General features: G+C 38.1%; 22 protein-coding genes. 6 read left to right on the forward strand and 16 right to left on the reverse strand.

What is annotated here, in order from left to right:
* Positions 1-3 precede the first annotated feature (3 nt).
* From L659_RS0114770 to L659_RS0114825, 10 genes are all read right to left on the reverse strand, one after another.
* Complete coding sequence (locus tag L659_RS0114770; RefSeq protein ID WP_024591044.1) at positions 4-1,383, reverse strand: MotA/TolQ/ExbB proton channel family protein; 1,380 nt, start codon at positions 1,381-1,383, stop codon at positions 4-6.
* Between the two features lie 10 nt (positions 1,384-1,393).
* Entirely contained in the window at positions 1,394-2,146 is a 753-nt protein-coding gene (locus tag L659_RS0114775) for a DUF3450 domain-containing protein (RefSeq protein ID WP_024591045.1), read from the reverse strand.
* 241 nt (positions 2,147-2,387) lie between these two features.
* Positions 2,388-3,002 (reverse strand): DsbA family protein, encoded by a 615-nt coding sequence (locus L659_RS0114785; RefSeq protein WP_024591046.1) that lies wholly within the window; start codon positions 3,000-3,002, stop codon positions 2,388-2,390.
* 9 nt (positions 3,003-3,011) lie between these two features.
* The gene (locus tag L659_RS0114790; RefSeq protein ID WP_024591047.1) at positions 3,012-4,106 is read right to left on the reverse strand and encodes a GGDEF domain-containing protein; all 1,095 of its coding nucleotides are present in this window, start codon (positions 4,104-4,106) and stop codon (positions 3,012-3,014) included.
* Positions 4,107-4,111: 5 nt separating this feature from the next.
* Positions 4,112-6,001, reverse strand: coding sequence for a methyl-accepting chemotaxis protein (locus tag L659_RS0114795; RefSeq protein ID WP_024591048.1), 1,890 nt, complete (start codon positions 5,999-6,001; stop codon positions 4,112-4,114).
* 257 nt (positions 6,002-6,258) lie between these two features.
* Positions 6,259-7,515, reverse strand: coding sequence for a sugar MFS transporter (locus L659_RS0114800; protein WP_007583255.1), 1,257 nt, complete (start codon positions 7,513-7,515; stop codon positions 6,259-6,261).
* A gap of 85 nt (positions 7,516-7,600) precedes the next feature.
* Entirely contained in the window at positions 7,601-8,494 is an 894-nt protein-coding gene (locus L659_RS0114805; RefSeq protein ID WP_024591049.1) for a substrate-binding periplasmic protein, read from the reverse strand.
* A gap of 78 nt (positions 8,495-8,572) precedes the next feature.
* On the reverse strand, positions 8,573-9,085 hold the full coding sequence (locus L659_RS0114810) for an RNA methyltransferase (protein WP_024591050.1): 513 nt from the start codon (positions 9,083-9,085) through the stop codon (positions 8,573-8,575).
* Entirely contained in the window at positions 9,085-9,597 is a 513-nt protein-coding gene (locus L659_RS0114815; RefSeq protein WP_024591051.1) for a YcgN family cysteine cluster protein, read from the reverse strand. Before L659_RS0114815 ends, L659_RS0114810 begins: the two co-directional genes overlap by 1 nt.
* A gap of 97 nt (positions 9,598-9,694) precedes the next feature.
* A complete protein-coding gene (locus L659_RS0114825; protein ID WP_024591052.1) occupies positions 9,695-11,536 on the reverse strand; it encodes a DUF885 domain-containing protein in 1,842 nt (613 codons plus the stop codon).
* A gap of 154 nt (positions 11,537-11,690) precedes the next feature.
* On the opposite strand from L659_RS0114825, the gene L659_RS0114830 reads away from it, so the two are divergent.
* Together L659_RS0114830 and L659_RS0114835 are read left to right on the forward strand one after the other, a co-directional pair.
* On the forward strand, positions 11,691-12,968 hold the full coding sequence (locus L659_RS0114830) for a Xaa-Pro dipeptidase (RefSeq protein ID WP_024591053.1): 1,278 nt from the start codon (positions 11,691-11,693) through the stop codon (positions 12,966-12,968).
* Positions 12,969-13,186: 218 nt separating this feature from the next.
* The gene (locus L659_RS0114835) at positions 13,187-15,607 is read left to right on the forward strand and encodes a TonB-dependent receptor (RefSeq protein WP_024591054.1); all 2,421 of its coding nucleotides are present in this window, start codon (positions 13,187-13,189) and stop codon (positions 15,605-15,607) included.
* Positions 15,608-15,884: 277 nt separating this feature from the next.
* Here L659_RS0114835 and adhP read toward each other — a convergent pair whose 3' ends face one another.
* Entirely contained in the window at positions 15,885-16,895 is a 1,011-nt protein-coding gene (adhP, locus tag L659_RS0114840; RefSeq protein WP_024591055.1) for an alcohol dehydrogenase AdhP, read from the reverse strand.
* A gap of 205 nt (positions 16,896-17,100) precedes the next feature.
* On the opposite strand from adhP, the gene L659_RS0114845 reads away from it, so the two are divergent.
* Positions 17,101-17,646 carry a GbsR/MarR family transcriptional regulator gene (locus L659_RS0114845; protein ID WP_010552940.1) on the forward strand — a complete coding sequence of 182 codons (546 nt, stop codon included), beginning with the start codon at positions 17,101-17,103 and terminating at the stop codon, positions 17,644-17,646.
* A gap of 39 nt (positions 17,647-17,685) precedes the next feature.
* Here L659_RS0114845 and L659_RS0114850 read toward each other — a convergent pair whose 3' ends face one another.
* Complete coding sequence (locus L659_RS0114850; RefSeq protein ID WP_007583269.1) at positions 17,686-18,702, reverse strand: lytic murein transglycosylase; 1,017 nt, start codon at positions 18,700-18,702, stop codon at positions 17,686-17,688.
* Complete coding sequence (locus L659_RS0114855) at positions 18,695-18,982, reverse strand: YcgL domain-containing protein (protein WP_024591056.1); 288 nt, start codon at positions 18,980-18,982, stop codon at positions 18,695-18,697. The genes L659_RS0114850 and L659_RS0114855 overlap by 8 nt, the downstream gene beginning before the upstream one ends.
* A gap of 155 nt (positions 18,983-19,137) precedes the next feature.
* Here L659_RS0114855 and minC point away from each other — a divergent pair, with 155 nt between their 5' ends.
* The 3 genes from minC to minE are packed head-to-tail and all read left to right on the forward strand — an operon-like array spanning position 19,138 to position 20,922.
* Entirely contained in the window at positions 19,138-19,842 is a 705-nt protein-coding gene (gene minC / locus L659_RS0114860) for a septum site-determining protein MinC (RefSeq protein WP_007583271.1), read from the forward strand.
* A gap of 5 nt (positions 19,843-19,847) precedes the next feature.
* Positions 19,848-20,657 carry a septum site-determining protein MinD gene (gene minD, locus L659_RS0114865; protein WP_007583272.1) on the forward strand — a complete coding sequence of 270 codons (810 nt, stop codon included), beginning with the start codon at positions 19,848-19,850 and terminating at the stop codon, positions 20,655-20,657.
* A 1-nt stretch (position 20,658) separates the two neighbouring features.
* Positions 20,659-20,922 carry a cell division topological specificity factor MinE gene (gene minE, locus L659_RS0114870; RefSeq protein WP_004334706.1) on the forward strand — a complete coding sequence of 88 codons (264 nt, stop codon included), beginning with the start codon at positions 20,659-20,661 and terminating at the stop codon, positions 20,920-20,922.
* A 152-nt stretch (positions 20,923-21,074) separates the two neighbouring features.
* Here the strand turns inward: minE and rnd are convergent, their stop codons facing one another.
* The 3 genes from rnd to L659_RS0114885 all read right to left on the reverse strand — a co-directional run bounded on the left by rnd (position 21,075) and on the right by L659_RS0114885 (position 24,876).
* On the reverse strand, positions 21,075-22,205 hold the full coding sequence (gene rnd / locus L659_RS0114875) for a ribonuclease D (protein ID WP_024591057.1): 1,131 nt from the start codon (positions 22,203-22,205) through the stop codon (positions 21,075-21,077).
* Between the two features lie 51 nt (positions 22,206-22,256).
* Positions 22,257-23,909: a long-chain-fatty-acid--CoA ligase FadD gene (gene fadD, locus L659_RS0114880; protein WP_007580629.1), complete on the reverse strand. Its 1,653-nt coding sequence runs from the start codon at positions 23,907-23,909 to the stop codon at positions 22,257-22,259.
* A 115-nt stretch (positions 23,910-24,024) separates the two neighbouring features.
* Positions 24,025-24,876: an alpha/beta hydrolase gene (locus tag L659_RS0114885; RefSeq protein WP_024591058.1), complete on the reverse strand. Its 852-nt coding sequence runs from the start codon at positions 24,874-24,876 to the stop codon at positions 24,025-24,027.
* Between the last annotated feature and the right edge of the window lie 190 nt (positions 24,877-25,066).

A 25,066-nucleotide genomic window follows, 5' to 3' on the forward strand; every position in this document is an offset into this window, starting at 1 on the left:
GGCTTATTCTCCTTTCTCACTTCGCTCTGCAATAATACCGGCGCTTTGCTCTTGTAATATAAGCAGTAAACCTTTTGAGCGAGTATTAAGTAGCGTGTAAATAAATACGGTTGGTATTGCAACAACTAAGCCTAATACGGTTGTTACTAGTGCTTGAGAAATACCACCAGCCATTAGTTTAGGGTCGCCAGTACCAAATAGTGTAATTGCTTGGAAGGTATTGATCATACCGGTTACCGTACCAAGTAAACCTAATAGCGGTGCAACTACCGATATAATTTTGATAAGTGTTAAGTTACGCGTAATTTTTGGCATTTCGCGTAAAATAGCTTCGCTTAATTTAAGCTCTAACGTGTCGTAGGCAACATTTGGGTAGTCATCTTTAACTTTCATAACACGACCTAGTGGATTGTCATCTCTCGCTACGCTGTCTTTTAGCTGGCGGCGAATTTTCCCACCAACAAGTAATAGCGATACAAAACGCTCAATTGCAATTAATAATGCAAGTAAACCTACACCTAAGATTACGTAACCAACAGCGCCACCTTGATGTACTTGCTCTGCAGTATCTGGGGCTTGAACGAGTAAACCTAAAATTGAACCACCTGTTGGGTCAAGTGCAAACTGCACAACACCTGTTTTAGCTTCTTGTAAATCGCCCGCTGTTGATGTGTAGCGCGATACTGGTTGGCGAGTTAGTTCGCTTAGTGTATTCGTACCTGGGTTGTATTCTAAATATTTACCGCCCGATATAAGGTTAAAAGCACCTACGCGAACAACTTCTTGCTGTGCTTTATTACCACCTTCGACTATAACCGTAGTATTAAAGCGACTTACTTTGCCTTGCTCGGTCATTTCGCGTTGCAGCTCGTACCACACTTTTTCAATATCGTCGATTGAAGCAAGCTTTGATGTTGAGCCCATTTTTTGAGCGAGATCGTCCATAAAAGCACTTCGCCCTGGAATTTCTGCCGATACAACCGATGTTGCAAATTTATTGCTTGAATCACCAGCAACTTGCTGAAGAACGCCATATAGTTCTTTAAGTGATCCCATACGCTTTGATAAAGTGTCGGTTAAATTAGCAAGCTTAACTTCGTTTTCTTCAAACTGTGTTTCTAATCGCTCTGACTCACCAAGCATTTGACTGCGTTTTGCTTGTGTATCTTTTAGCATTTGCACTTGTTGGTTTTGACGCGAGGTAAATTCTTGCTCTCGTTGTTTGTTTTGTGCGCTTTGAACCGATTTCCCGTCTTCAATTGATTTAAGTAACGAGTCAAGATTCATTGACTCTGCCGCGATACTATTACCTGTAAAACCTAGGCTTAATGTAAGACTTGCAGCAAAAAGAGCCGTTTTTGTCATTTGAGTAAACAATTTCATTTTTAACCTCTTATTCTGCTGCGTGTACTGGCAGAGTTAACATATCTGGGGCAAGTTGCTTACGCGCTATGCGAAGACCTTTGTTAATTTGGCTTATAGTAGAGTCAGGAAGCGCTACAAACGTTTTTGTGTCTGTATCCCAACTACCTGCTTGCTTGCCATCTCGCGTTAAATAAATAAGCTCTAAACGACCAATGCGTAAAAAGTCTACTTCTCGCTCTTTACCACTGACTTCTAATAGAGCGGTATATGCTTCAATGGTACGCCCGTAATCAACTTCCACTTGATAAGCTTCTAGAACACGGCGAAATTTCTCGCTTGAGGTGATATCAGCGCGATCCATCATAGTTTTTAATGAGGCTAAACGTTTTGCTCGCTCGTCTTGTAGAAATGGCACGTCGAGTGATACAAACTGCTCAAGGCCTGTGATCATACGCATCATTAAAGGTGTAATTTGACGTTCAATAATAGAAACCTGATCCATAGACAGGTTTAAAGATTCCATCTCTTCTACTTGATTATTTAACTGTTTAGTTAGCTGAGCGTTGTAAACAGCTAAACCGTCAATTTCTTTATTGAGGGTTTTAAATTGCTGTAAACGTCCTTGCATTGAATCTGCAATCTTGTCTATTTTTGTTTGTGATTGCGCAGCTGATTTATTAATTTCACTGCTTTTATCAATAACCTTATCTAAATCGTTTGCGTGTACTGCTGCACTTGCGGCCACAATACCAGCTAAGATTAATGGTTTAACGCCTTTCATCGCATACACCTTTACTCGTTAGTTAGCGGATTTGCTAGTTTGTTTTTTTAGGTCATAAACTTTGTTATATAAATAATTTATGACTTAATAATTTCAATGAGCAGGAGTTTATAGATGAAACATGACAAGGATGTTGCGCAAAAAAGTCGCTTTTATGACAGTGGTAATAATTAAGACTTACGAGGGGGGTTTTAAGATGATAAGAGCATTTGTTAACCAAATGCCCTATAAACAGGCTGGGTTATTTTAAAATTGAATTAATTTGATTAAGGGAATAATGCCAATCGGTGTAATTTATTTCAATTGGGTATGCTTTATTACCTTTAATAAGCACTAGTGAGGGAAAACCTTGGATTGGTAGTGTACGAACAAAGGATAACTCAGCTTTAAATTCATCATTAAGCTCGCTTGACGTTAGCTGCGCGGTAAACTCATTTTTATCTAAGCCAATCTTTTCAGCCAAACTAATTAATGTACTTTCATCTGACGGGTTTTGCGCATTTAGGTAATAAGCATTTTGAATTGCAGCCACCATTTGAGCTTCTTTATCTGCTTTGCGCGCTATAAGTGCAGCTCTACATGCGGGATACGTTGAACGCCTTGGCTGGCAATCGCGCCAAAAGTTATAATTAAATTGCGTACCTAACTGCGCTGAAATTTTATGCCAAGTACCCTCAAGCATCTCTTTCATATTTTGCGGCATTGGGTCTTGGCTATCAGGTGCTAATCCACCTACTTTATATTCAATTGCTACTTTACCAGCAAGCTCTGATTTTAGCTTAAGCCAGGTTGGTGAGTAACCCCAACACCAGCTACACATTGGGTCATGAACATATATTAATTTACTTTGAGACATATTAATCCTTCAACTAGGGCCTAGGTTCGAGACGACACTATTACGACCAGCAGCTTTTGCACTATAAAGAGCTTCATCAGCTTGTTTTAACGAATCATCATAATCAGTTACTTTATTTACTTGGGAAATACCAATACTACAGGTGATTGAAATACGCTGCTTGTCATCAGTAAATATAACGTGCCCTGCAACAGCCTCTCGAAATTTGTTTGCTATTACAGTGGCTGTAGTAACAGTAACCTGCGGTAAAATAACAACAAACTCCTCACCGCCATAACGGGCCTTTAACGCAGTTGCCAAAAACTGAGATTCAAGGAGCTTGGTAAATTCAATTAATACCGTATCACCAAAATCGTGACCATGCGTATCGTTTAAAGACTTGAAGTTATCTAAATCAATTAACAAAATTGAAAAAGGTAAGTACTGCTCTGGGCGTGTTTGGGCAAGCTTTAAAAAATGAGAGGTAATAAAACGTCTGTTTGCTATGCCAGTAAGGGGGTCGGTATAAGCATCTTGTTTTTGCTCTAGCGTAATATCGGCAATAGCCATGTGGCTTTTATGCCTAAAATACTCACCAATAAATGAGAATAAAAACACCATAGAAAAGGACGCTATAAACCGTGTTTTTTCTACATTGCCATAGCTAACTTGACCAAAATCAGGGCCGTATAAAATAACAATACAAGAAAACAGTAAAGTAAAACCTAACCAAGCACCTAACCTGACCCCTAAAGATGCAAACGTCACTACAGGATAAAACATTAGCCAATATAGCGCGGTGTTGTCTTTACCACCGGTATAAACAAGTGCAACAAACATCATGCATACAATACTCATACTTATTAATGCCACTACTTGAAGATTACCCGTTTTTATAAAGTAGATAGAACAGCTTATATTTGTAATGTTAACGATAATTAATGAAGCAGTGAGTATCGGTGAGTAAACCTTATAATTCAAAAACACGAGTACAGCAATCACCACAATTGATATCCCAATCATGGTAAATAAAGAAAACGCTTTGCGTTGCATGTCTGAGCTATAAACACTGTCGATATTTATTAGACTGAGCCAATTTGGTTTATTCACATTTTTTTTAGTCATTAATTTTATACTTTAAACTTTTGAACCATATTTTCTAAGGCACTAAACTGCTGTTTTAGTTTGGTACATTCGTTAAGCGTGTCATTTAAGTTAGCCTTGCCTTGTATAGAAAGCGCACTAATTGTTTGAATATCAGTATCTAATAACTTAACAACTTGGTTTTGCTCATCGGTTGCACTGGCTACAGAATGATTTGCATCGTTAATTTGCTTAATAGCTTGTATAACATGGCTCATTAAATTGCCGACGGCATCTGCTTGTTGTACGCTTTTTTCACTGTCTTGAAGGCTTGTTTTCATAAGCTCTACAGCAAGGTTTGAGCCTTTTTGTAACTGGCTCACCGTGTCTTCAATTTCTTGCGTTGATTGTTGAGTGCGGTGTGCTAATTGGCGTACTTCATCTGCTACAACGGCAAAACCGCGTCCTGCCTCTCCTGCTCTAGCGGCTTCTATTGCTGCATTTAGTGCCAATAGATTAGTTTGCTCGCTTACACCTTTAATAACTTCAAGCACTTGCCCAATACTGGCTGTGTGCGTATTTAAACTGTTTATAGTTTGCTGAGCTTTCTCCATATTAGCTGAAAGCTGGTGGATGGTTGTAACACTGTGACTTAACGCTTCTTGGTTTTGTGTTGAGTGCTCATCTGCATTTTTAGCAAGCTGCGATGCACTCTCTGCATTATTTGAAATATCCATTGATGTAGCTGAAAACTGGTTAATAGCCGCTGCAACACTATCGGTTCGTTTACTTTGATCATCATACATAGACAGCGATGAATGTGTTTGTGATACCAAGCTCTCAATAGCTGTATCTAATTGCTCTGTTGACTCTTTTACTTGCTCTATTGAATGCTGAATTTTTTCGATGAAAATATTAAACGAATGGCTTAAGTCGCCAAACTCATCATCATTTTCAACGGTTAAGCGCCTTGTTAAATCGCCTTCGCCTTGTGCTATATCTTTAATGGCATCGTTTAAACGGTTCATAGGCTGCATTAAATAGCGTAATAAAAGCTGCATCATAATAATGATAGTAATGATCCCTATCACCATAAAAACAGCCGCAGTTTGGCCAAAGTTAGAAACGCTGACATACGCTTTATCTTTATCTATGACAACACCTAGGTACCAATCTACGTTTTCAATACCACTGATTTTTGTAAACGAGATAAGCTTAGACTCTCCGTTTATCTCGTATTGGGTAAACTCACTTTGCAAGGGCGTATTAGTACCAAAAATGTCTGATGTATTTTTTAAGTTTAACTTAGCATTAGGATGGCTTAACACTTGACCTTTGTTATCGAGTAAAAAACCATAACCGAGACCTAAAAAATCAATATCGTTAATAATTTTAGTCACGGTTTGCATATCAATATCGGCACCTGCAACGCCGCTAAACTGGCCATTTTGTAGCATGGGTACTACCGCTGAAATTGTAAGCTCGTTAGTTGTTACATCAATATAGGGAGTTGTAAAAGCGGTATTTGATTTGTTTTCGACTAATTTGTACCAAGGGCGAGAGGTCGCATCAAAATCAGCAGGTAAAACGACTGATTGATCGTTTAATATAAACGTGCCGCTGGATTTACCGATATACGTATTTTTAAAGCTTCCGGCAAGCTCTGCAGTATTTAATTGTGAAAGGGTGAGTGCTTTAGAATCATTAGCTTTATGGGTTTTAGCAATTGATATAACAATCGCCAACTTTGCATTTAACCAACTCGCTATATTTTGTGAAACAGATTCGGAATTTTGTTGTAATACCAGGCTTAACTGCTGCTCTGTTTGCTTGCGCATCGCAATGTAGTTATTAAAAGTAAATAACCCTAGCACCAAAACCAAAATTAAAGAGGCTGCAATAGTCACTTTGGAAGTAAATTTCAACGAGTTAAGCATATACATCCTTTTTATTATTTATCTTTATTATCCATACAGTTTTAGCAAAAATTTAGCTAAATGTCCTAATAAATAAGGCTTGCGACTAGGTTATTAGATAAAAATAAGGATAAAGGATTAAAAAACAAAAGGCTGTAGGGGGTAACTGACTAATATTGAAATAAATTGTGACTCGTATTAATTGCTTATGGAACGTTCCTATTAAATGTAGCTTTATAAGTGACTGAATACGTATTCAGTCACTCTTGTATAGTCTGTTATTTCCACTTGTTTGCTAAGCGAACAACATTTAATCCGTACCATGCAATAAATACATAACATAGCATTGGAACAAAAAAGCTTTGCTGTATATTTACTGTGTCAGCTATAAACCCTTGCAGTAATGGTACAAGTGCACCACCTACAATAGCTAAGCACAACCAACCAGAACCCTTACTGGTCAATGATCCTAATCGCTCGATTGCAACTGAAAATATAGTCGGGAACATAATTGAGTTAAATAAACCAATTGCCAATACTGAATATAAAGCGACGTCACCTTGAGTAAAAATGGTGATCAGTAATAGCGCAATAATACTAAATGCATTAAATGCGATCGCCTTAGAAGGCGCTATTTTTTGTAATAATACAGAGCCAATAAAACGCCCTACCATTGCCCCGCCCCAGTAATAACTAATAAGTGCAGCCGCAGTATGCTCTTCAAGTCCTGCTATGTGCGCCTCACCAAAGTAGTTAACTAAAAAGCTGCCAATGGCAACCTCCCCACCTACATAACAAAATATAGCAAGTACACCCATAGTTAAGTGCGGTGCTTGAGTTAATGAACGAGATTCTACTGCAGCATTATTTTCCTCTTTATGGGCTTCAATTTCTGGAAGCTTTATAAAGGCAAATATAATAGCGATAAGTAATAAGGCACCAGCAAGCATTAAATAAGGCACTTTTACAGACTCAGCAGTTGCTGCAGAAGCAGCAAGACTACCTGCTGTACCAAAAAATAATAAACCACCTACATAAGGCCCAACGGTAGTACCAAGCGCATTAAGTGCTTGTGCCAAATTTAAACGAGAAGAAGCTGTTTTTTCGCTCCCAAGAGCAGCAACATAAGGATTGGCAGAAACCTGAAGCACCGTTACACCAGCGGCAAGTACAAATAAAGCGCTCAAAAATAGCCAGTACTCATGTACTACAACAGCAGGATAAAACAACATACAGCCAATTGAAGCCACAATTAAACCAGTTAAAATCCCTTTTTTGTAACCAAACTGCTTAACTAAAATCCCCGCAGGGATAGAAACAATAAAATAAGCACCAAAAAAGCAGAACTGTACTAGCATCGCTTCAAAAAAGCTTAAATCAAATACGCCTTTTAATCGTGGTATTAGTACATCATTTAAAACAGTAATAAAACCCCATAAAAAAAATAGGGTCGTCATTGCAGTCAGTGGAAACAGATAATTTTTATTTGGCTGTTCGTTGACCGCGAATGATTGATTTGTATTTATTTCACTCACGTCGTTTTCACTCCATTAACAAGTTGAAAACGATTCTACATGTTTATATATAAATTAGTCAGCGCAACAAAGGAACGTTCCAATTTTATGGCTTGCATTGAGTATTTGTCGTATTGATAATACGGTCTATCTCGCCACTATTATGAAACTGATAAAGCCCTTCATTTATGTCCTCTAAGACTAAAAGCCATTTAGGTGTAAGTTTACTAATAGCAAAATATAAAGGGTTGTATTGCAGAGGAATACTTTCTTGTTCAATGGAAGAAAGCAAAGATTGTTTTTCAGGTTTAGTTAAAGAAGAATAAGTTACAGAGAATTTAAGAACTTGAGGGTCGCCTATAATCAAATCAACACGTTTAGCAACCAGAAGCTGAACAAGCTGTAAATCATCAACAGAGGTAATAACTTCAAACTCAGCATTGTCCATCATAGCATCAAACTCAGGCGTATTTTGATACCCACGAACAACACCAATCTTTTGCCCTTTAAGCGATTTTAAGTTTCCAGTGAAACGGTCTGTATCACCTTTCCTTTTTAAAAATGCAATTTCGCCACCTTTAAACGAATTAGATAAACCGAGTAATTCTCGACGTTTTTTACCATTAACATAATCGGAGGGGGCTGTATCTTCTATAAAATATTCAGGCATTAATATATCAGCTTTGCCTAGTTCTACATTTCGTACAGCTCTTGCCCAAGGCAAAAATTCAATATATACGCTGTAGCCCTTACTATTTAATAGAGCAATTGAAAATTGATAAACCCAGCCTTTATTACATAAATTATTACCAATATAAGGAGGCCAATCGAGTGTGGCTAAATGGAGTGTTTGTTTGGGGTTTTTCGCTTCATAGAGCACTCCTGATTTGTGGTAATGTCCAGTTAAAACATGTTGAGTACCATTTTGATAATACTCAACTGATGTTTCAGCAAAACAATTACTACTTGTCAGTAATAATATAAAATAAAACCAGCGCATTTTAGTATCTATTTATGATTTATAATGTTTTTAAGTTTAGCCAAAACTAACATTTTTGCACAAATAAACCTTAACTAATCAGCTTTTTTGCCACCTCATTTTATTGTTTGTATCACGAGAGCTAATAATAGTATCGTCACTACTCTCAACGCCGCCTAATTTAGCTAAGCGATCATACAAAACAACATTACAGGTAGCCGCTAAGTTCATGCAGCCAATAGTTGGAATATATACCACTTCATCACACCACTTTAAAACGTCTTTTGATACAGAGCCATCTTCTGGGCCAAAAACATAAAACGCATTTTCAGGATGCTTAAACTCAGGTAAAGGTGTTGCACCTTCAATAAGCTCAATAACAACAACGGTTGCGCCCTCTGGTTTTACCGCTTCTAAACTATTGGTTTCAGTTAAAGGGATACGCTCAAGTGCGTTCTTAGTATCGGTATGAAACTTTTTAGCGTTTAAGTAACGATTACCTGTAAAAAACACCTGTTTGGCATCGTAACAACCTGCTGCACGTAATACACCGCCAACATTAGTCGGGCTTTTAGGATTGATTAACCCAATTACCGCTTGTTGTTTACTCATTACTCAGCGTCCTTTGTTGGCCACTCTGCAATGTACAAATCAAAGTCGTCTAGCTTTACATCGCAATCTTTGACTGTTTTGTCTTTTACAGAAATACCTAGCTCATGCATCTTTGTTTTATCACCACTGTTTAATAATGGGTGCCAAGAAGCCAAACCACGACCTTCATGTAAACGACGGTAGCTGCAGCTTTGTGGCATAAAAAAGATGTCTTTAAGGTTTTCTTTTGTGAGTTTTACACAAGAAGGAACTAGCGTTTGGCGGTTTTCGTACTCGCTACAACCACAGGTGTTGTTATCAAGATACTGACATACAATATTAGTAAATATTAATTGCTCACCTTCGCGTAACTGATCGGTGGCGGTAAATTCGTCTTCATCTTCGCTATCAATAAACGTATTTAAACAACATTTTCCGCATCCATCACAAATGGCTTCCCATTCGTTTTGACTCATGTCGCTTAAGCTTTTTTTAAGCCAAAATTGTGTATTTGCTAATTGTTGATCAAACATAGTTTACTCGTGCCCCCTAAAGAGCGCGCATTCTACCGTATTGCTGTAAATGGCGCAAAGCCAATACCCTTTCAAAGTACAGGCTTTGCGCTACAAATTAGCTTTGAGATTTAACCCAACGCTTAATTTTTTCCTCAAGGATTGGCATTGGCAATGCGCCATCAATTAATATTTGCGTGTGGAACGCTTTAATATCAAATTTATTGCCGAGTTCTTTTTTAGAAAAATCACGTAATTCTTGAATTTTAAATTGCCCTAACTTGTAAGAAAGCGCTTGGCCTGGCCATGCTATATAGCGCTCTACTTCAGCAATTACATCACTTTTAGCCATAGACGAATTTGCAAGCATGTAGTCTATACCTTGTTGACGCGTCCACCCTTTTGCATGAAAACCAGTATCAAGCACTAAACGCATTGCGCGTAATTGCTCGTCTGATAAACGTCCGTACCACATATAAGGGTCGGTAAATAAGCCTAGCTCTTTGCCTAAGCTTTCTGCGTAAAGCGCCCAACCTTCTGCAAACACAGTGTAACCACCAAATTTGCGAAAATCAGGTAAGCCCTCTATTTCTTGCTGAAGTGCTATTTGAAAGTGATGGCCCGGGGCTGCTTCGTGAATCGATAAAGTTTCGAGTAAAAATTTAGGCTGCGCTTTTAAGTTATAAGCATTGATATAAAAAATACCAGGGCGAGAGCCATCAGGCGCCGGAGATGCGTATGATGCACCTGCTGCCGACTGCGCTCGGTATGCTTCAACCGCTTTTACAACGTAAGGTGCTTTGGGTGCGATGTTAAAAAGCAGAGGCAAACGCGCGTCTATTTTTTTCTTAACGTTTTCATATGCCGCAATTAACTCCTCAGGCGTGTCGTAGTAAAATTCATCTGAATCACGTAAATGGTCAAAAAATTCAGATAACTCACCTTTAAAGCCTACGGTTTCTTTTACTTTTTTCATTTCGCTTAGAATACGCGACACTTCACTTAAACCAATGTCATGAATTTCATCTGCAGATAAGCTAAGCGTCGTGTTTTTCTTAATTTGGTATTCGTACCATGCTTTACCGTTTGGTAGGTCACTGTAACCAACGCTTTTTCGGCTATTTGCAATATACTGATTAGCTAGAAAGTCACTCATGCTTTTATAAGCCGGTACTAAGTGCTGCATAATCAATTGACGATACTGCGCTGTAATTTTTTGCTTTTGCTGTGCGCTAATCGAGTCTGGTAATTTTTTAATTGGTCCCCAAAATAGTGAGTCTTCAGCATTTTTAACTACATGAGCTGCAAATTGTGGCTGCAGTTTTTCAGCTAGTGGTTTTGGTAACGTAATACCTAGTTTAATGCCTTGTGCCATTGAACGCTCTACACTGGCTAGCCACTTTACAAAACCTTCGCTACGCGAGATAAAAGCCGTGTAATCTTCAACGGTATTAAACGGCTGGGCACTTTGACCTGAACCAAAACCTGCAAAGGTGTTATGCGCACCTGCCATTTGGTTAATTGGTAGTAAATAATCAGGAAACTGCATGCCTTCTAATTTAAGTGCAAGGTCACGCTCTAATATTTCAAAACTTAAAAGCGACTGCCCTGTTAACTGTGCTTTATCTATAAAGTTTAAGCGCTGTTGATATTTTTTATAAAAAGCCGCTTTTTTAGCTCTATTTTCTTTTGAAATCTCAGGCGTAAATTGATCGTTAAACTCGTTACGACCATTATACGTTGCGCTGATGGGGCTATATGTAAGCGATTCATCGTAATACTGTGCAACAAGTACATCGAGCTGTTGCTCTGCCGAAAGCTCTGAAACAATACCTGCCGATGCGTTAACGGTGTTTAACTGCGCACTGGTATTAGTGTGTGTACTAAGCTCAGTATTCATACAGCCACTTAAAGCAAACATAACGCCACTGGCAACTAATGCTAATTTAATTGATTTCATGATAATCCTTTTTAATATCGTTTTTTGATTATGCGCATTAAGCCTTACTTAATAAAGTAATTACGATAGATTGCGTTCATCGTATTAAATTTGCACTTTTATCTGAGCTTGTTACATTTCTATTAATTCAAATATGATTTAAAAGAAAAATAAAATGAAAAAACAACTACTCAGCACCTCTATTGCCTTACTGTGTTTAACTACTTTTAATGCCCATGCCGTTACATACCTATCGGCTAAAGCCATGGTTAATGTGGAAGATGGCAAACTCATTAAATCGCCCTTGATTACTATTGATGATGGCGTAATTACAAACATTGAACAAAATAAAAAACCAACGCTGACTAAAGATGATGAACATATTCAACTACTTGATTTAACCCTTATGCCAGGTTTAATGGATATGCATGTGCATTTAACAAGCGATCCGACCGTTCCACGCAGTGAACGTTTAGGCCAGTCAGTTCCTAGAATGGCAATTAAAGCGGCTCATTTTGCTAAAAGAACCTTAGAAGCCGGATTTACAACAGTTCGTAATGTTGGCGCAGAAGGTTACAGCGTTATAGCGGTGCGTGACGGCATAAATGCGGGTGACATAGTTGGCCCTCGTATTTGGGCTTCGGGGCCATCACTCGGAATTACCGGCGGGCACTGTGATAACAACCGCCTACCTCCTGAGCTTAAATATACTTCAAGTGGCGTCGCAGACGGTCCATGGGCTGCGCGTATAAAAGTACGCGAAAACATTAAATACGGGGCAAACGCTATTAAGTTTTGCGCCACAGGTGGAGTATTTTCAAAAGGGACTAAAGTAGGTGCACAGCAGTATTCTTTTGAAGAAATGAAAGCCATCGTTGATGAAGCCCATATGCGAGATTTACCTGTTGCAGCTCATGCACACGGTACAAGTGGGATTAAAACGGCCATTAAAGCAGGTGTTGATAGCGTAGAGCACGCCAGCTTTTTAGATGACGAGGCCATAGCCCTTGCCAAAGAGCATGGAACTTGGCTTTCTATGGATATTTATAACACCGAATACACGCTAACTTATGGCGAGCAAAATGGTGTTGACGAAGAAAACCTAAATAAAGAACGCCAAGTATCAAAAAGGCAACGTGATAGCTTTAACCGTGCTGTAAAAGCGGGCGTTAAAATGGTGTTCGGTACCGATGCAGCAATTTACCCGCACGGAGATAATGCAAAACAGTTTAGCCGAATGGTTGAATTTGGCATGACAGAACTACAAGCAATTCAAGCATCCACGATTAATAGCGCTAAGTTATTAAAAATGGATACTCAGTTAGGACAAATTAAAACCGGATTTGCAGCTGATATAATTGCTGTAAAAGCAAACCCTCTTAAAAACATTAAAACCTTAGAGTCAGTACCCTTCGTAATGAAAGCAGGTGTTGTTTATAAAAACCAATTGTAAATACACGCTATTAAGGCTGAGCTTACTTAGCCTTAATAAACCCCTCACCCATCTCAAATATCCTATAAAATGTACACCGTACCTTTATTAGGCTTGGTTTTGTTTATTAATTATTCGAACAGTTTTATTTAATCAAATAAAATGAACTTTCTATTCACTTTAAAAACAATAACCATTATCATTCGCGCAAATTCAATAACGCGAATAGTTATCACTCTATGAAAACGTTTAAGTACTCTCTTATTACTCTTGCTTGTTTAAATGCAAATATGGCATTTGCCCAAAATACACAAGTTGATGCTGATATTGAACGCATCAGCGTATACGAAAAACAAAACCGCGTGGTGATGAGCTCAGGTCTTGCTACTAAATCAGACATGTCTTTAATGGAAACACCTGCACCGGTTGTGATTATTGACCGTGAACTTATTGAATCTCAAGGTGTAGATAGCCTACAAGATTTAGTTAGAAACGTAAGTGGTTTAACACAAGCAGGTAATAACTACGGTATTGGTGATAACTTAGTAATTCGTGGTTTAGATGCAAACTACACCTACGATGGTATGTATGGTGGTGCAGGCCTGGGTAATACATTTAACCCAACTCGTTCACTTACAAATGTTGAATCTGTTGAGGTTTTAAAAGGCCCAGCAACAGGTTTATATGGCATTGGTAGTGCGGGTGGCGTAATTAACCTAATAGAGAAAAAGCCAGAATTTGAAGAGAAACACAAAGTATCGGCTGAGCTTGGCCAGTGGGATAGCTATTCATTATCGTTTGATAGCACTAACGCTATAACAGATGACTTGGCCTATCGTGTAATGGCTAAAACAGCGTCAAGTGACGGCTTTCGCGATTTAAAAGAAGATCGCGACGAAATTTATACCTCGCTTAAATACGTGCTAAACGACAGACAAAACATCATGCTTTCTGCAGCATATATAAAAGATGAAATAGCGGTTGATTCTATTGGTCACCCTATTCGTATTTACAATGCAGAAACTGCAAATGGTTTAAGCGCGGGTGAAGTAACCGGTGCCGATTTAGTAAACGATCCGACAGGAAGCGGCGTACAGTTAAGTGATGCACAACGCGACCAACTTGCTAATTCGCTATCTTCATCTGATGGATTAACACCTTATAGCTTTGGCACAAATGGTATTATTTCACCAATGGCTGATGCTAACGAAGGTGAAGAACTGCGTTTTAAATTAACGCATAACTATTACATTACTGACGATTTGTTTTTAAACCAGCAGCTACAGTACCGTAACTACACATCAAGTTTTGCACGCCAAACAGGTGCTTATAACTACGTTTACTCTACTCGTGATGGAATTATAAATAATGACCCACGTGCTCCGTTAGTTGAAGACGGTGTACTTTACCCGTATGCAGCACGCCGCCAAGAATACCGCCAAGTAGAAGCAGATGAAAAATCATGGCAGTACTTTTTAGATTTACGTTATGACTTTATGTTAGGCGACGTAGATAACGAATTGCTTGTTAACGCAAACTACGAAGATAGAGATATTCGTTTTAAACAATTCTCAATATGGGATCAAGATTACGTACTCACAAACGATGCTGGTGATGTAACGTACCAAGGTTCATTGCCGTATATTTACGATATAAGAGAACCAAATTGGCCATCTGGCAGCTTTGATGACTTCGATCCACTTAAAACCAGCGACTACAATAAAAAAGTACAAGCATGGGGCTTAGGCATTCAACATGTTGGTTATCTTACTGAAGAGCTTACAACGCGTATTGGTGTAGCATATAACCGAATTGAGCAAACTTACGAGCACTTTGGTGTAGATGAGCGCTATAGCTCAAGCCGTGCAGAGCCTACACCTGAAGCGAGTACATCAGATTCAGGCTTAACGTATAACCTGGGTGCAACGTACCAGCCATCTGAAGATTTATCTGTATTTGTAAATCATTCAAAAGGCCGTACAGCGTATAGTGTATTAGGCTCAGTTGCGGGTAATGAAGCAGACAGAGAAGATTCTGAATCAATGAGTAACGATTTAGGTTTTAGATTTAAAGCGTTTGATGATCAACTACTAGCTTCTGTTGTTATATTCGAAAGCTCTCGTACTAATTTAGAATACGCAAATCCGCTTTATGACGCTTTAACATCAGGCTCAAATGTACCTGAAAGCTATTATGATGGTAAAGAAGAAACAACAGGTATTGAACTTGATTTAAACGCTTACTTAAATGATAAATGGAAAGTAAACGTAAACGGTATTTATCAAGATGCACGTGACAAAAGTAATCCTAACAGCAGCAGTTACGACACACGCCAAAAAGGTGTGCCTTACGTAACAGCAAGTACATGGGTAACCTACTACGCGGATATGTTTAACTTACCTGAAGCTGTAAATATAAGTGGTGGTATTACATTTGTAGATAACAGAAGTACTAATTCAAGTTCGTTCTCGATTCCTGATGGTTACGTACCAAGTTACACGACTTACGATACAGCGGTATCGTATACAACGGATAAATGGCATATGCAGTTAAACTTAAATAATTTGTTTAACAAAAAATATTACTCAAAAGCAATGTTTTTAGGTGGTATGCCAGGGGAAGAGCGTAATGCAAAACTAAGTTTTAGTTATACACTTTAACTAGTTAACCTGAACTCTGGATAATAAATCTATCTCAAGCAGCTATTTTCAGCGCTCACTACGTTGAATTTACTTGCAATAGGCCAGCTATTGACGCGTAAATTCGCCTTGTTTTCACTGAAAATCTCTGGCTAGAGAAAATAAATTTAAACATCACTATAATTCAATACGTTGGTAAATCTCTTAACCAGAGCTCAGGTTAGTTAAATACTTAAAAAGCACGGTATTCTAATTTAGAAGCCGTGCTTTTTTGTGTTTTATAAATGCTTAATCTAAATTAAATAGTAACCACTATGCGACCGTTAATTTCACCTTTGAGCATATCATCAAAAATTTCGTTAATGTCCTCTAAGCGTTTTTCTTCAATAATCGCTTTTACTTTACCTTGCGCTGCAAATTCCAAGCATTCTTGCAAATCTTTACGTGTACCAACAATAGAGCCCACTACTGACACGCCATTAAGCACAGTATCAAAAATAGGAAGCGGCATATCCTCTGGAGGTAATCCCACTAATACACATTTACCGCCACGGCGTACACTCTTATAAGCTTGTTCAAACCCAGCTTTAGATACCGCAGTACACACAACGCCATGCGCGCCACCTACTTGTTCAAAAATAGCTTCGCTAGGAACAACTTCTTTAAAGTCGAGTGTTATATCTGCGCCAAGCTCTTTAGCAAGCGCGAGTTTTTCTTTACCTGTATCAACAGCTATTACATTAAAACCCATTGCTTTAGCGTACTGTACTGCTAAATGACCAAGCCCGCCTACACCAACAATAGCAACCCACTGCCCAGGTTTAGCACCGGATACTTTCAATGCTTTATAGGTTGTAACACCTGCACAAAATAATGGAGCAGCTTCAGAAAAGCCTAATCCCTCAGGTATTTTTACAACATAATCACCGTGAGCCAAACAATATTCTGCATAGCTACCATCAATAGAATAGCCAGTATTATGCTGCGATAAACACAGTGTTTCTTTGCCATCTAGGCAAAACTCACAGTGCCCACATGCACTATAGAGCCAAGGAATACCCACTCTATCGCCAGCTTCTAAGTGCTTAATGTTGCTTCCAACTTTATCAATAACACCAACTCCTTCATGCCCTGGAACTAATGGCATTTTTGGCTTTACCGGCCAATCACCATGACAGGCATGTAAATCGGTGTGGCAAACGCCACAAGCGGCTATTTTTACTAAAACGTCGTTTATTCCAACCTCAGGAATTGGCAGATCTGTTATTTGTAATTTACCTTTGTATTCATTATTAATTGCAGCTTTCATAGTCATTCCATCGTATGTGAAAAAAATTAAAAAAAAGGATTTATTTACGTATTGTTGTGTACAACATATCCCAATATAGATGTATAAATATTAATCTAAATCATACTTTAGTCGTTAAAATCAATTTATAAAATGGCTAAGAACTTGCTATCCAAAATGAGCGTGCTAGCATTTACTTTCTGAAATTACTGAAAGTTACTAAGCTATGAGTTTATCCGAAAAGAATTTTGCCTTTGTAATGCATTGTGGTGAAATGGGCAGCCGCTGGGGATTCAATCGAACGATTGGGCAAATGTGTGGTTTGCTGATTATTACTAAAAATCCAATGACAGCCAATGAGATTGCAGATGCGCTTAGTATTTCTCGCGGTAATGTAAGCATGGGTATTAAAGAGTTGCAATCGTGGCAATTAATTAAAGTGCAGCATATTCCTGGCGATCGAAAAGAGTACTACGCCCCTGCTGGCGATATTTGGGATATGGCAAATCGCGTATTTGAAGAACGTAAAAAGCGCGAAATTGAGCCCACCTTAACATTACTACGCGATAACTTATTAGACGAAGCCAGTAACGACGATGAGCTTTATGCACAAAAACAAATGGGTGAAATTCACAACCTACTTGAAACCGTAACTAAATGGTCATCAGAGCTGCAACGTTTAACGCCAGAGCAACTTAATAAGCTGATGAAGCTAGGTTCTGGAATTGGTAAAGTTATTGACTTAAAAGATAAAATATTCAAAAAAGAATAAAGCCGCAATTGCGGCTTTATTTATAGGTATATTTTAAAATTAGATTTTTGGATAACCAATTCTATCCGACAAGTAACCTACGCTAGTAGCAAAGTAATACGAGCGATTCCAATGCATAAATACTTTGTAGTTGTCGTACGCTAAGTACATACGGCCATTTATATCATCAGGCATAACCAGCGCAGCACGCACGTCCACATTAGGTAAATCAGAGCCATCAGCTTTACGAACACCCAGTGCTTGCCAATCAGCTAATGAGCGCTCAGAATCATTCCAATATTCTAGCCACTGCTTGCGCGTTTTTGTACCACGCACTAAAACGTATTTACTATCAAAGTTTTCAGGTAACTGTACTTGGCGACCCCACGTAAGCGAATCGTTCCAGCCTTCTTGCTTTAAATAGTTAGCAATTGAAGCAAAAGCATCTTCTTTTGTGGTCCAAATATCTTTACGGCCATCATTATTGTAATCAACCGCGTAAGCATTAAATGAAGTTGGCATAAATTGCGTTTGCCCCATTGCGCCTGCCCATGAGCCTTTAAATTTATCAAGCGTGATATGGCCCGATTTTAAAATGTCGAGTGCAGCCCAAAGTTGGCGTTTATAAAGCGCTTCTCGGCGTCCATCAAAAGCAAGTGTAACAAGTGACGAAATAACATTATGGCCACCTTGAATGGCGCCAAAGTTACTTTCAAGTCCCCACAATGCCACTATAAAGCGTGCTTGTACTCCAAACTCTTTCGCTACTTTTTCAAGTACATCTTTGTTTTCTGCATAAAGCTTGCGTGCACGGTCTATTTTCCACTGTGGTACGCGTTTTGGTAAATACGTTTCAAGGGTTTCTTTTACTTCTGGCTGGTTTTTATCAGCCGAAACCACTTTTTCTTTATATGTTGCTGTTGCAAAAGCATCATCAATAAGTTTTGCTTCATAGCCTTTTGAGATGGCTTCTTGCTTTAAATTTGCTAAATAATCTTGAAATTCGGCCTGTGTTTTTGCCATCACAGATGAGCTTAAACATACACCACATAATATAACGATAAGTTTTTTAATCACTATCAACTCCATTTTCTTTTCGTAACTGACTTAGCAAATTTTGTTCCGGTGGAGGAATTTGTAAGTAGTAGCCTTTATCAGGGTTTGATAACGCTGCTTTTACAGTCTCTAAATCTGCCCCACCTAAATGCTCACGTTTTGCTAAGTTGATGATCATCACATAAAGAGGTTGACCAAACATAGCCATTAAAGGTTCCGGAACTTTGTCAAAATCATCTCTTTTTTCAACAAATAAGAACGTATCCGCTTTTTTCTTACTTTTATATACTGCAGTGAGCATTATGACCCTATAAATTCTTGCTTAACAATGCCGCACACTATAACATGAGAGTAATAATAAGTTAGAAAAATTAGATTAGAAATTTCAATAAAGGCCCTATTCAGCCTACGTTTATCTAAAATTAATTTCTAATCAGACAATTCAATTGAGCGTGTATGTCGGACCAAATTTTTGAGTTAAAAGGGAATCTTTTTACGTTATCAGTTTTGCATCTTTATAGTACTGATATAAACCTTTTAGCAGAACAACTATATATAAAAATAGCCCAGGCCCCTAAGTTTTTTGAGGGTGCTCCTATTGTTGTTAATTTAATTGAAATTAAAAACAGTTCACTTGATTTTGTACACTTAAAGTCATTAATCGAGCGTATGAGCTTTAACGCTGTTGGTGTATGTAATGGCTCAGATGAGCAACATACACAAGCTAAAGCTGCTGGCTTGTCTGTTTTGAATTATTCACAAGACGTTAAGAGCGAACCTGTTAAACAAGAGGCTAATACGTCGATTGTAGAGAAAACAGTGCATTTACCAGCGCAAATTATTAGCGGTACAGTTCGTTCTGGACAACAAGTTTATGCAAAAGATAGAGATTTGATAGTACTTGGCGCGGTTAGTCATGGTGCTGAAGTTATTGCCGATGGAAATGTGCATATTTATGGCACGCTACGCGGTCGCGCTATTGCAGGCGCAAAAGGTTTTAAAGAAGCACACATTTTTTGCCAAAAACTTGAGGCCGAGCTGGTTTCAATAGATGGTAACTACTGGATCAGTGATTCACTACAAGGTGAACATTGGGGAAATGCAGTGCAAATACAACAAAAAGACGAATCATTAGAAATTTCAGCTTTGGTTAAAGGATAAATCTCATGGCAAAAGTAATTGTCGTTACCTCAGGTAAAGGCGGTGTTGGTAAAACAACATCAAGTGCTGCAATTGGCACAGGCTTAGCGTTAAAAGGCTATAAAACAGTTATTATCGACTTTGATATTGGTTTACGTAACTTAGATTTAATTATGGGTTGTGAACGCCGTGTTGTTTATGACTTTGTAAACGTAATTAATGGTGAGGCAAACCTTAACCAAGCGCTTATTAAAGATAAACGTGTAGATAAATTGTTTTTACTACCCGCTTCACAAACTCGTGATAAAGACGCATTAACTCGTGAAGGTGTTGAACGCGTATTAAACGAATTAAAAGAAGACTTTGATTACATTGTGTGTGATTCACCAGCAGGTATCGAAGCTGGCGCTATGATGGCAATGTACTTTGCTGACGAAGCAATCGTGACAACAAATCCAGAAGTGTCGTCAGTTCGAGATTCAGATCGTATTTTAGGTATTTTACACAGCAAATCAAAACGTGCTGAAGAAGGCCTAGAAAACATTAAAGAACACTTACTATTAACACGCTATAATCCTAGTCGTGTTGAAAAAGGTGAAATGCTATCGGTAGAAGATGTGCAAGATATTCTGTCAATCCCACTATTAGGTGTTATTCCTGAATCGCAAGCGGTATTAAGTGCTTCAAACTCAGGCCAACCTGTTATATTGGATACAGAATCTGATGCAGGCCAAGCTTATTCTGATGCAATTAACCGCTTACTAGGTGAAACCGTCGATTTTCGCTTCTTAGACGTTGAGAAAAAAGGCTTATTTAAACGGATTTTTGGAGGTTAACGTGTCTTTACTTGACTACTTCCGCTCAGAAAAGAAAAACAGTGCGTCACTAGCAAAAGAGCGATTGCAGATCATTGTCGCGCACGAGCGTTCTCAACGAGGAACGCCGGATTACTTACCACAATTAAAACAAGACATTTTAGATGTGATCCGTAAATACGTGAACGTAAGTACCGATGCAGTTCAGGTTCAGTTTGATCAGAACGAAGACGATTTAGCCGTACTTGAGCTAAACGTTACACTACCTGATGAAGAAAAGAAGTAATTGAAGAAAGGGCGCTTTATAAGCGCCCTCTTTATTTTCGCAATAACTTTCTAAATATCTACGTTTTAATCCCCTTCGTGCAACTAAAACTTTTAACTATGTAACACAAAAACTATAGATAAGTATTACACAGTTAAAGAAAATATTTAGTCTTAAGTATCCCATTCTTTTAAAGCGTCTTTAACGTAGGTATATCGCCAAGAGCTAAGTAAATCAGGCTTTATATGACTCTGTTTTTGCTCATTAGTTAACTTCCAATTCCAACTAATCAGTTGATTGACTTGCTTTTTAGAGGCCATAACATCTTCTGGTATATTGTGCTCTTTAGCTACTTTAGTGATTTTTTGTTTTATATCTTTTGCTACTTTTTTATAAGTAGGAAAATCAATTAAGCGCTTAAGTACATCAGGGTGCTGAGCATCTGGGACTTCTTTAGCAACTTCAATACACTTTATTATATCGACACCAGAGCGATTAACTTCAATAGCTTCAACACCTGGAATTTGACGTAGAGCATTTAAACTTGAAGGACCACGTTTGGCAATTTCAGTCATGTTATGTTCTTTTAACACAAAATTAAGCGCCAAATTTTTCTTGATAGCTTTATTTCTTCGCCATACAGCAAGCTCTTTTAACACTGCAAGTTCGTGCGGTTTAAGTTGCCATGCATTTTTAATATCTTTATATAAAAGCTCGTCAGGTGTTTGAAATGCACGTTTGTTGGCAATCAATTCACTTTCGTTTATTACAATGTCAAAGAAGCCAGCGGCATTAATGCGATCGATAATCAGCTCAAAACACGGTAATAAGTAAAAAGTATCAGCAGCCGCGTAGTCTAATTGTTTTTTAGTTAACGGGCGTTGTAGCCAGTTAGTGCGTGACTCGCTTTTATCTATTTCAATACCTTGCAGCTCTTTTACCATAAGAGCAAAACCCATACAGTTACCTTCACCGAGTAGCTGCAACGCAAATTGTGTATCAAATAATGGGGCTGGGACAAAGCCTGCGTACTTTTGAAAAACTTCAATATCTTCTGAAGGAGAATGCAGTACTTTTAAAACGGCAGGATCTTTAAGTATTTCCCAAAAATCAAATAGTGAAAGTTCTGCTAATGGGTCAATAAGCGCTAAATGCTCACCATCAAAAACTTGGATAAGTGCAACTTCTGGATACAAAGTACGACGACGCATAAACTCAGTATCAATAGCTAAAATAGGTTTATTTTTTATTTGTTCAACAAAAGTGTTCAGTTGATTTTGGGTTTCGATCAATTGGTATTGCACTTAATCTCCTACAATAAAAAAGCCGACATATGTCGGCTTTTTTATAGGTTGCTAATCTTTCAAGGCTCTTCGGAGTATCTTACCTACGTTAGTCTTAGGTAACTCATCCCTAAACTCTACCAGCTTGGGGACCTTGTAATTAGTTAAATTATCACGACAGTGACTTATTATATCTTTTTCAGTTAAAGAAGGGTCTTTTTTCACAACAAAAACTTTAACTTGTTCACCACTTACATCGTGAGGAATACCGATAGCAGCTACTTCAAGCACACCTTCGTGCATAGCCACTACTTCTTCAATCTCATTAGGGAAAACATTAAAGCCAGATACGATGATCATGTCTTTTTTACGATCTACAATAAAGAAGAAACCTTCGTCATCATAAGTCGCAATATCACCTGTAGCAAACCAGCCGTCTTTTAAACATTCAGCGGTTGCATCTGGTCGTTTGTAATAACCAACCATGACTTGCGGGCCTTTAACACAAAGCTCGCCAGGTTCACCTTTAGCGGCTTCTTCGCCGTTATCTAAAACCAATTTAATATCAGTGTTAGGCGCTGGTAAACCAATAGAGCCATTATATGCTTTCAAATCAAAAGGACTAATAGTAACTAAAGGAGAACATTCTGTAAGGCCATAACCTTCCATTAATTTTGAGCCAGTCACTTTTTGCCATTTTTCAGCAACAGGACGTTGAACGGCCATACCGCCGCCTAAAGACATTTTTAAATGACTAAAATCAAGTTCAGCAAAACCTGGTGTGTTTAATAAACCATTAAATAATGTATTAACACCGGTAATAGCTGTGAAATTGTGCTGACCCAGCTCTTTAACAAACCCAGGCATATCTCGTGGGTTTGTAATTAATATATTTAAACCACCGTACTTCATAAATGTTAGGCAGTTAGCTGTTAAGGCAAATATATGATAAAGCGGTAAAGCAGTCACAACCACTTCTTCACCACGGTTTAACACTTTGTCTAAACAACCTGAAACTTGTTCAAGGTTACCAACCATGTTGCCATGGCTCAGCATTGCCCCTTTAGATACACCTGTTGTGCCACCGGTGTACTGTAAAAATGCAAGATCAGACAAGCTCATTTCAGGGCGCGTATATTTAGCTTCATCTGCAGCTAAAACGTCTGAAAATTTAATTGTGTTAGGCAAGTTGAACTTTGGCACCATTTTTTTAATGTGCTTCACAACAAAGTTAACTACATGCTTTTTAAGCCCGCCAACCATATCGCCTACTTGCGTGACCACAATATGCTTAACATCAGTATGAGCAAGTGACTTTTCAAGTGTGTCAGCAAAGTTTGCTAGGATGAAAATAGCTGTAGTGTCAGAGTCTTTTAGCTGATGCTCTAATTCACGTACTGTGTAAAGTGGGTTAACATTTACAACCACACAACCTGCACGCAAAACACCTAAAATTGTGACTGGTGTTTGTAGTAAGTTAGGCATCATTACGGCAACTTTGTCGCCTTTTTTAAGACCCAAATCATTTTGAATATAGGAAGCAACTTTTTTTGTTGCTGTGTCTATTTCATCGTAAGACATCGTTTTACCCATATTCGTAAATGCAGGTAAATCGGTGTAGTCACTAAAACTTTTTTCGAACACTTCGAGTAACGAGTTGTAATGCTCAGGATCGATTGTTTCAGGCATACCCTCTGGGTAGCGCTTAAGCCAGATTTTTTCCACTCTTAGCCCCTGTTTATAATTATATTTTTATTAACCTTAATCTAAGTAAGGCGCTTTAACAATTGAGCAAATACTCTAATGCAGGAATAATCCCACATTTAACACAAACTTACAATTAACATGCACCATTTTGCAGCATAAAGTCTTGAATATGCTCAAAACATAGTTCACTGCTTTGCATGTGGCAATGATGCCCACCATCTACATTAATGACCTTCAAGCTATTGTAATAACTAATATACTTTGCCAAATTTTGTTTTACAAACGAATAACCTTCGTTACCTAAAATTAATTGACATGGTGCAATTAAATCTTTTATTGCACCAATACATTGCGCCTCATTAAACCTAAAACCTGAGTGATTTTTGAGTTTTGGATCTGTTGTTAGCGCAAAACCATCTAGAACCTGTTTTATATTTCGCTGCATTAATAGCGTAATAAGCTCGCTATTTAAATCGGTTGTTTGAGCGCGTGCTTCATAAATAAGTTCTTTCGACTTATAAATTCTCGACTTTTTATTTTTTAAACGCGCTCTATTTAGTACTGCACTTTTTAACTGTTCACACACACCTTCACTCGGGGTTGTAACACAACCAATTCCCTCAATAAAGGTAACAGACTTTACATAATCGCTAAAGCAGCTTGCAAAAAGTCCTGCAACCATAGCCCCCATTGAATGACCTACTAAATGTACTTTTTTAACACCAAGCGCATTTATAAGTTGGTACACATCATCAATATAATCAATAAAATAATAGTGTGCATCATCACTTCGCCAAGACGATAAACCGTGCCCAACAAAGTCAATGCAGTACCAAGTGTGTTTTGGGTTAACGTTGTTTAACATTGGCATAAAGCTATGGCAGTTGTCTAACCACCCATGCAACGCTATTACTATTTCGTTCCCTGAACCTACTTTTAAGCCATGAATATTTAAATTATTGGTTTCAATATTAAATGGCTGCACGGTAAGTCCTTTATTAATTTAGAGCATCATTATTTATAGCATACAAGTTGTCAGACCACTAACTTAGAAAATGGTGCCAAATTCACGATTTAATTATCTTCCTGGTATCAAATATAGCACTGAGTAGAAAACCAAACTCAATATTTTCAATAACTTAAAAATGGAGTAATAAGCAAAGTTTTTTTAACAT

The sequence above is a fragment of the Pseudoalteromonas sp. S8-8 genome (assembly GCF_000497875.1).
Lineage (GTDB): Bacteria > Pseudomonadota > Gammaproteobacteria > Enterobacterales > Alteromonadaceae > Pseudoalteromonas > Pseudoalteromonas arctica.

Coding starts and splice junctions, on each gene's coding strand:
- L659_RS0114770 (WP_024591044.1), bottom strand. CDS start 1,383: ATGAAATTGTTTACTCAAATGACAAAAACGGCTCTTTTTGCTGCAAGT.
- L659_RS0114775 (WP_024591045.1), bottom strand. CDS start 2,146: ATGAAAGGCGTTAAACCATTAATCTTAGCTGGTATTGTGGCCGCAAGT.
- L659_RS0114785 (WP_024591046.1), bottom strand. CDS start 3,002: ATGTCTCAAAGTAAATTAATATATGTTCATGACCCAATGTGTAGCTGG.
- L659_RS0114790 (WP_024591047.1), bottom strand. CDS start 4,106: ATGACTAAAAAAAATGTGAATAAACCAAATTGGCTCAGTCTAATAAAT.
- L659_RS0114795 (WP_024591048.1), bottom strand. CDS start 6,001: ATGCTTAACTCGTTGAAATTTACTTCCAAAGTGACTATTGCAGCCTCT.
- L659_RS0114805 (WP_024591049.1), bottom strand. CDS start 8,494: ATGCGCTGGTTTTATTTTATATTATTACTGACAAGTAGTAATTGTTTT.
- L659_RS0114810 (WP_024591050.1), bottom strand. CDS start 9,085: ATGAGTAAACAACAAGCGGTAATTGGGTTAATCAATCCTAAAAGCCCG.
- L659_RS0114815 (WP_024591051.1), bottom strand. CDS start 9,597: ATGTTTGATCAACAATTAGCAAATACACAATTTTGGCTTAAAAAAAGC.
- L659_RS0114825 (WP_024591052.1), bottom strand. CDS start 11,536: ATGAAATCAATTAAATTAGCATTAGTTGCCAGTGGCGTTATGTTTGCT.
- L659_RS0114830 (WP_024591053.1), top strand. CDS start 11,691: ATGAAAAAACAACTACTCAGCACCTCTATTGCCTTACTGTGTTTAACT.
- L659_RS0114835 (WP_024591054.1), top strand. CDS start 13,187: ATGAAAACGTTTAAGTACTCTCTTATTACTCTTGCTTGTTTAAATGCA.
- adhP (WP_024591055.1), bottom strand. CDS start 16,895: ATGAAAGCTGCAATTAATAATGAATACAAAGGTAAATTACAAATAACA.
- L659_RS0114845 (WP_010552940.1), top strand. CDS start 17,101: ATGAGTTTATCCGAAAAGAATTTTGCCTTTGTAATGCATTGTGGTGAA.
- L659_RS0114855 (WP_024591056.1), bottom strand. CDS start 18,982: ATGCTCACTGCAGTATATAAAAGTAAGAAAAAAGCGGATACGTTCTTA.
- minC (WP_007583271.1), top strand. CDS start 19,138: ATGTCGGACCAAATTTTTGAGTTAAAAGGGAATCTTTTTACGTTATCA.
- minD (WP_007583272.1), top strand. CDS start 19,848: ATGGCAAAAGTAATTGTCGTTACCTCAGGTAAAGGCGGTGTTGGTAAA.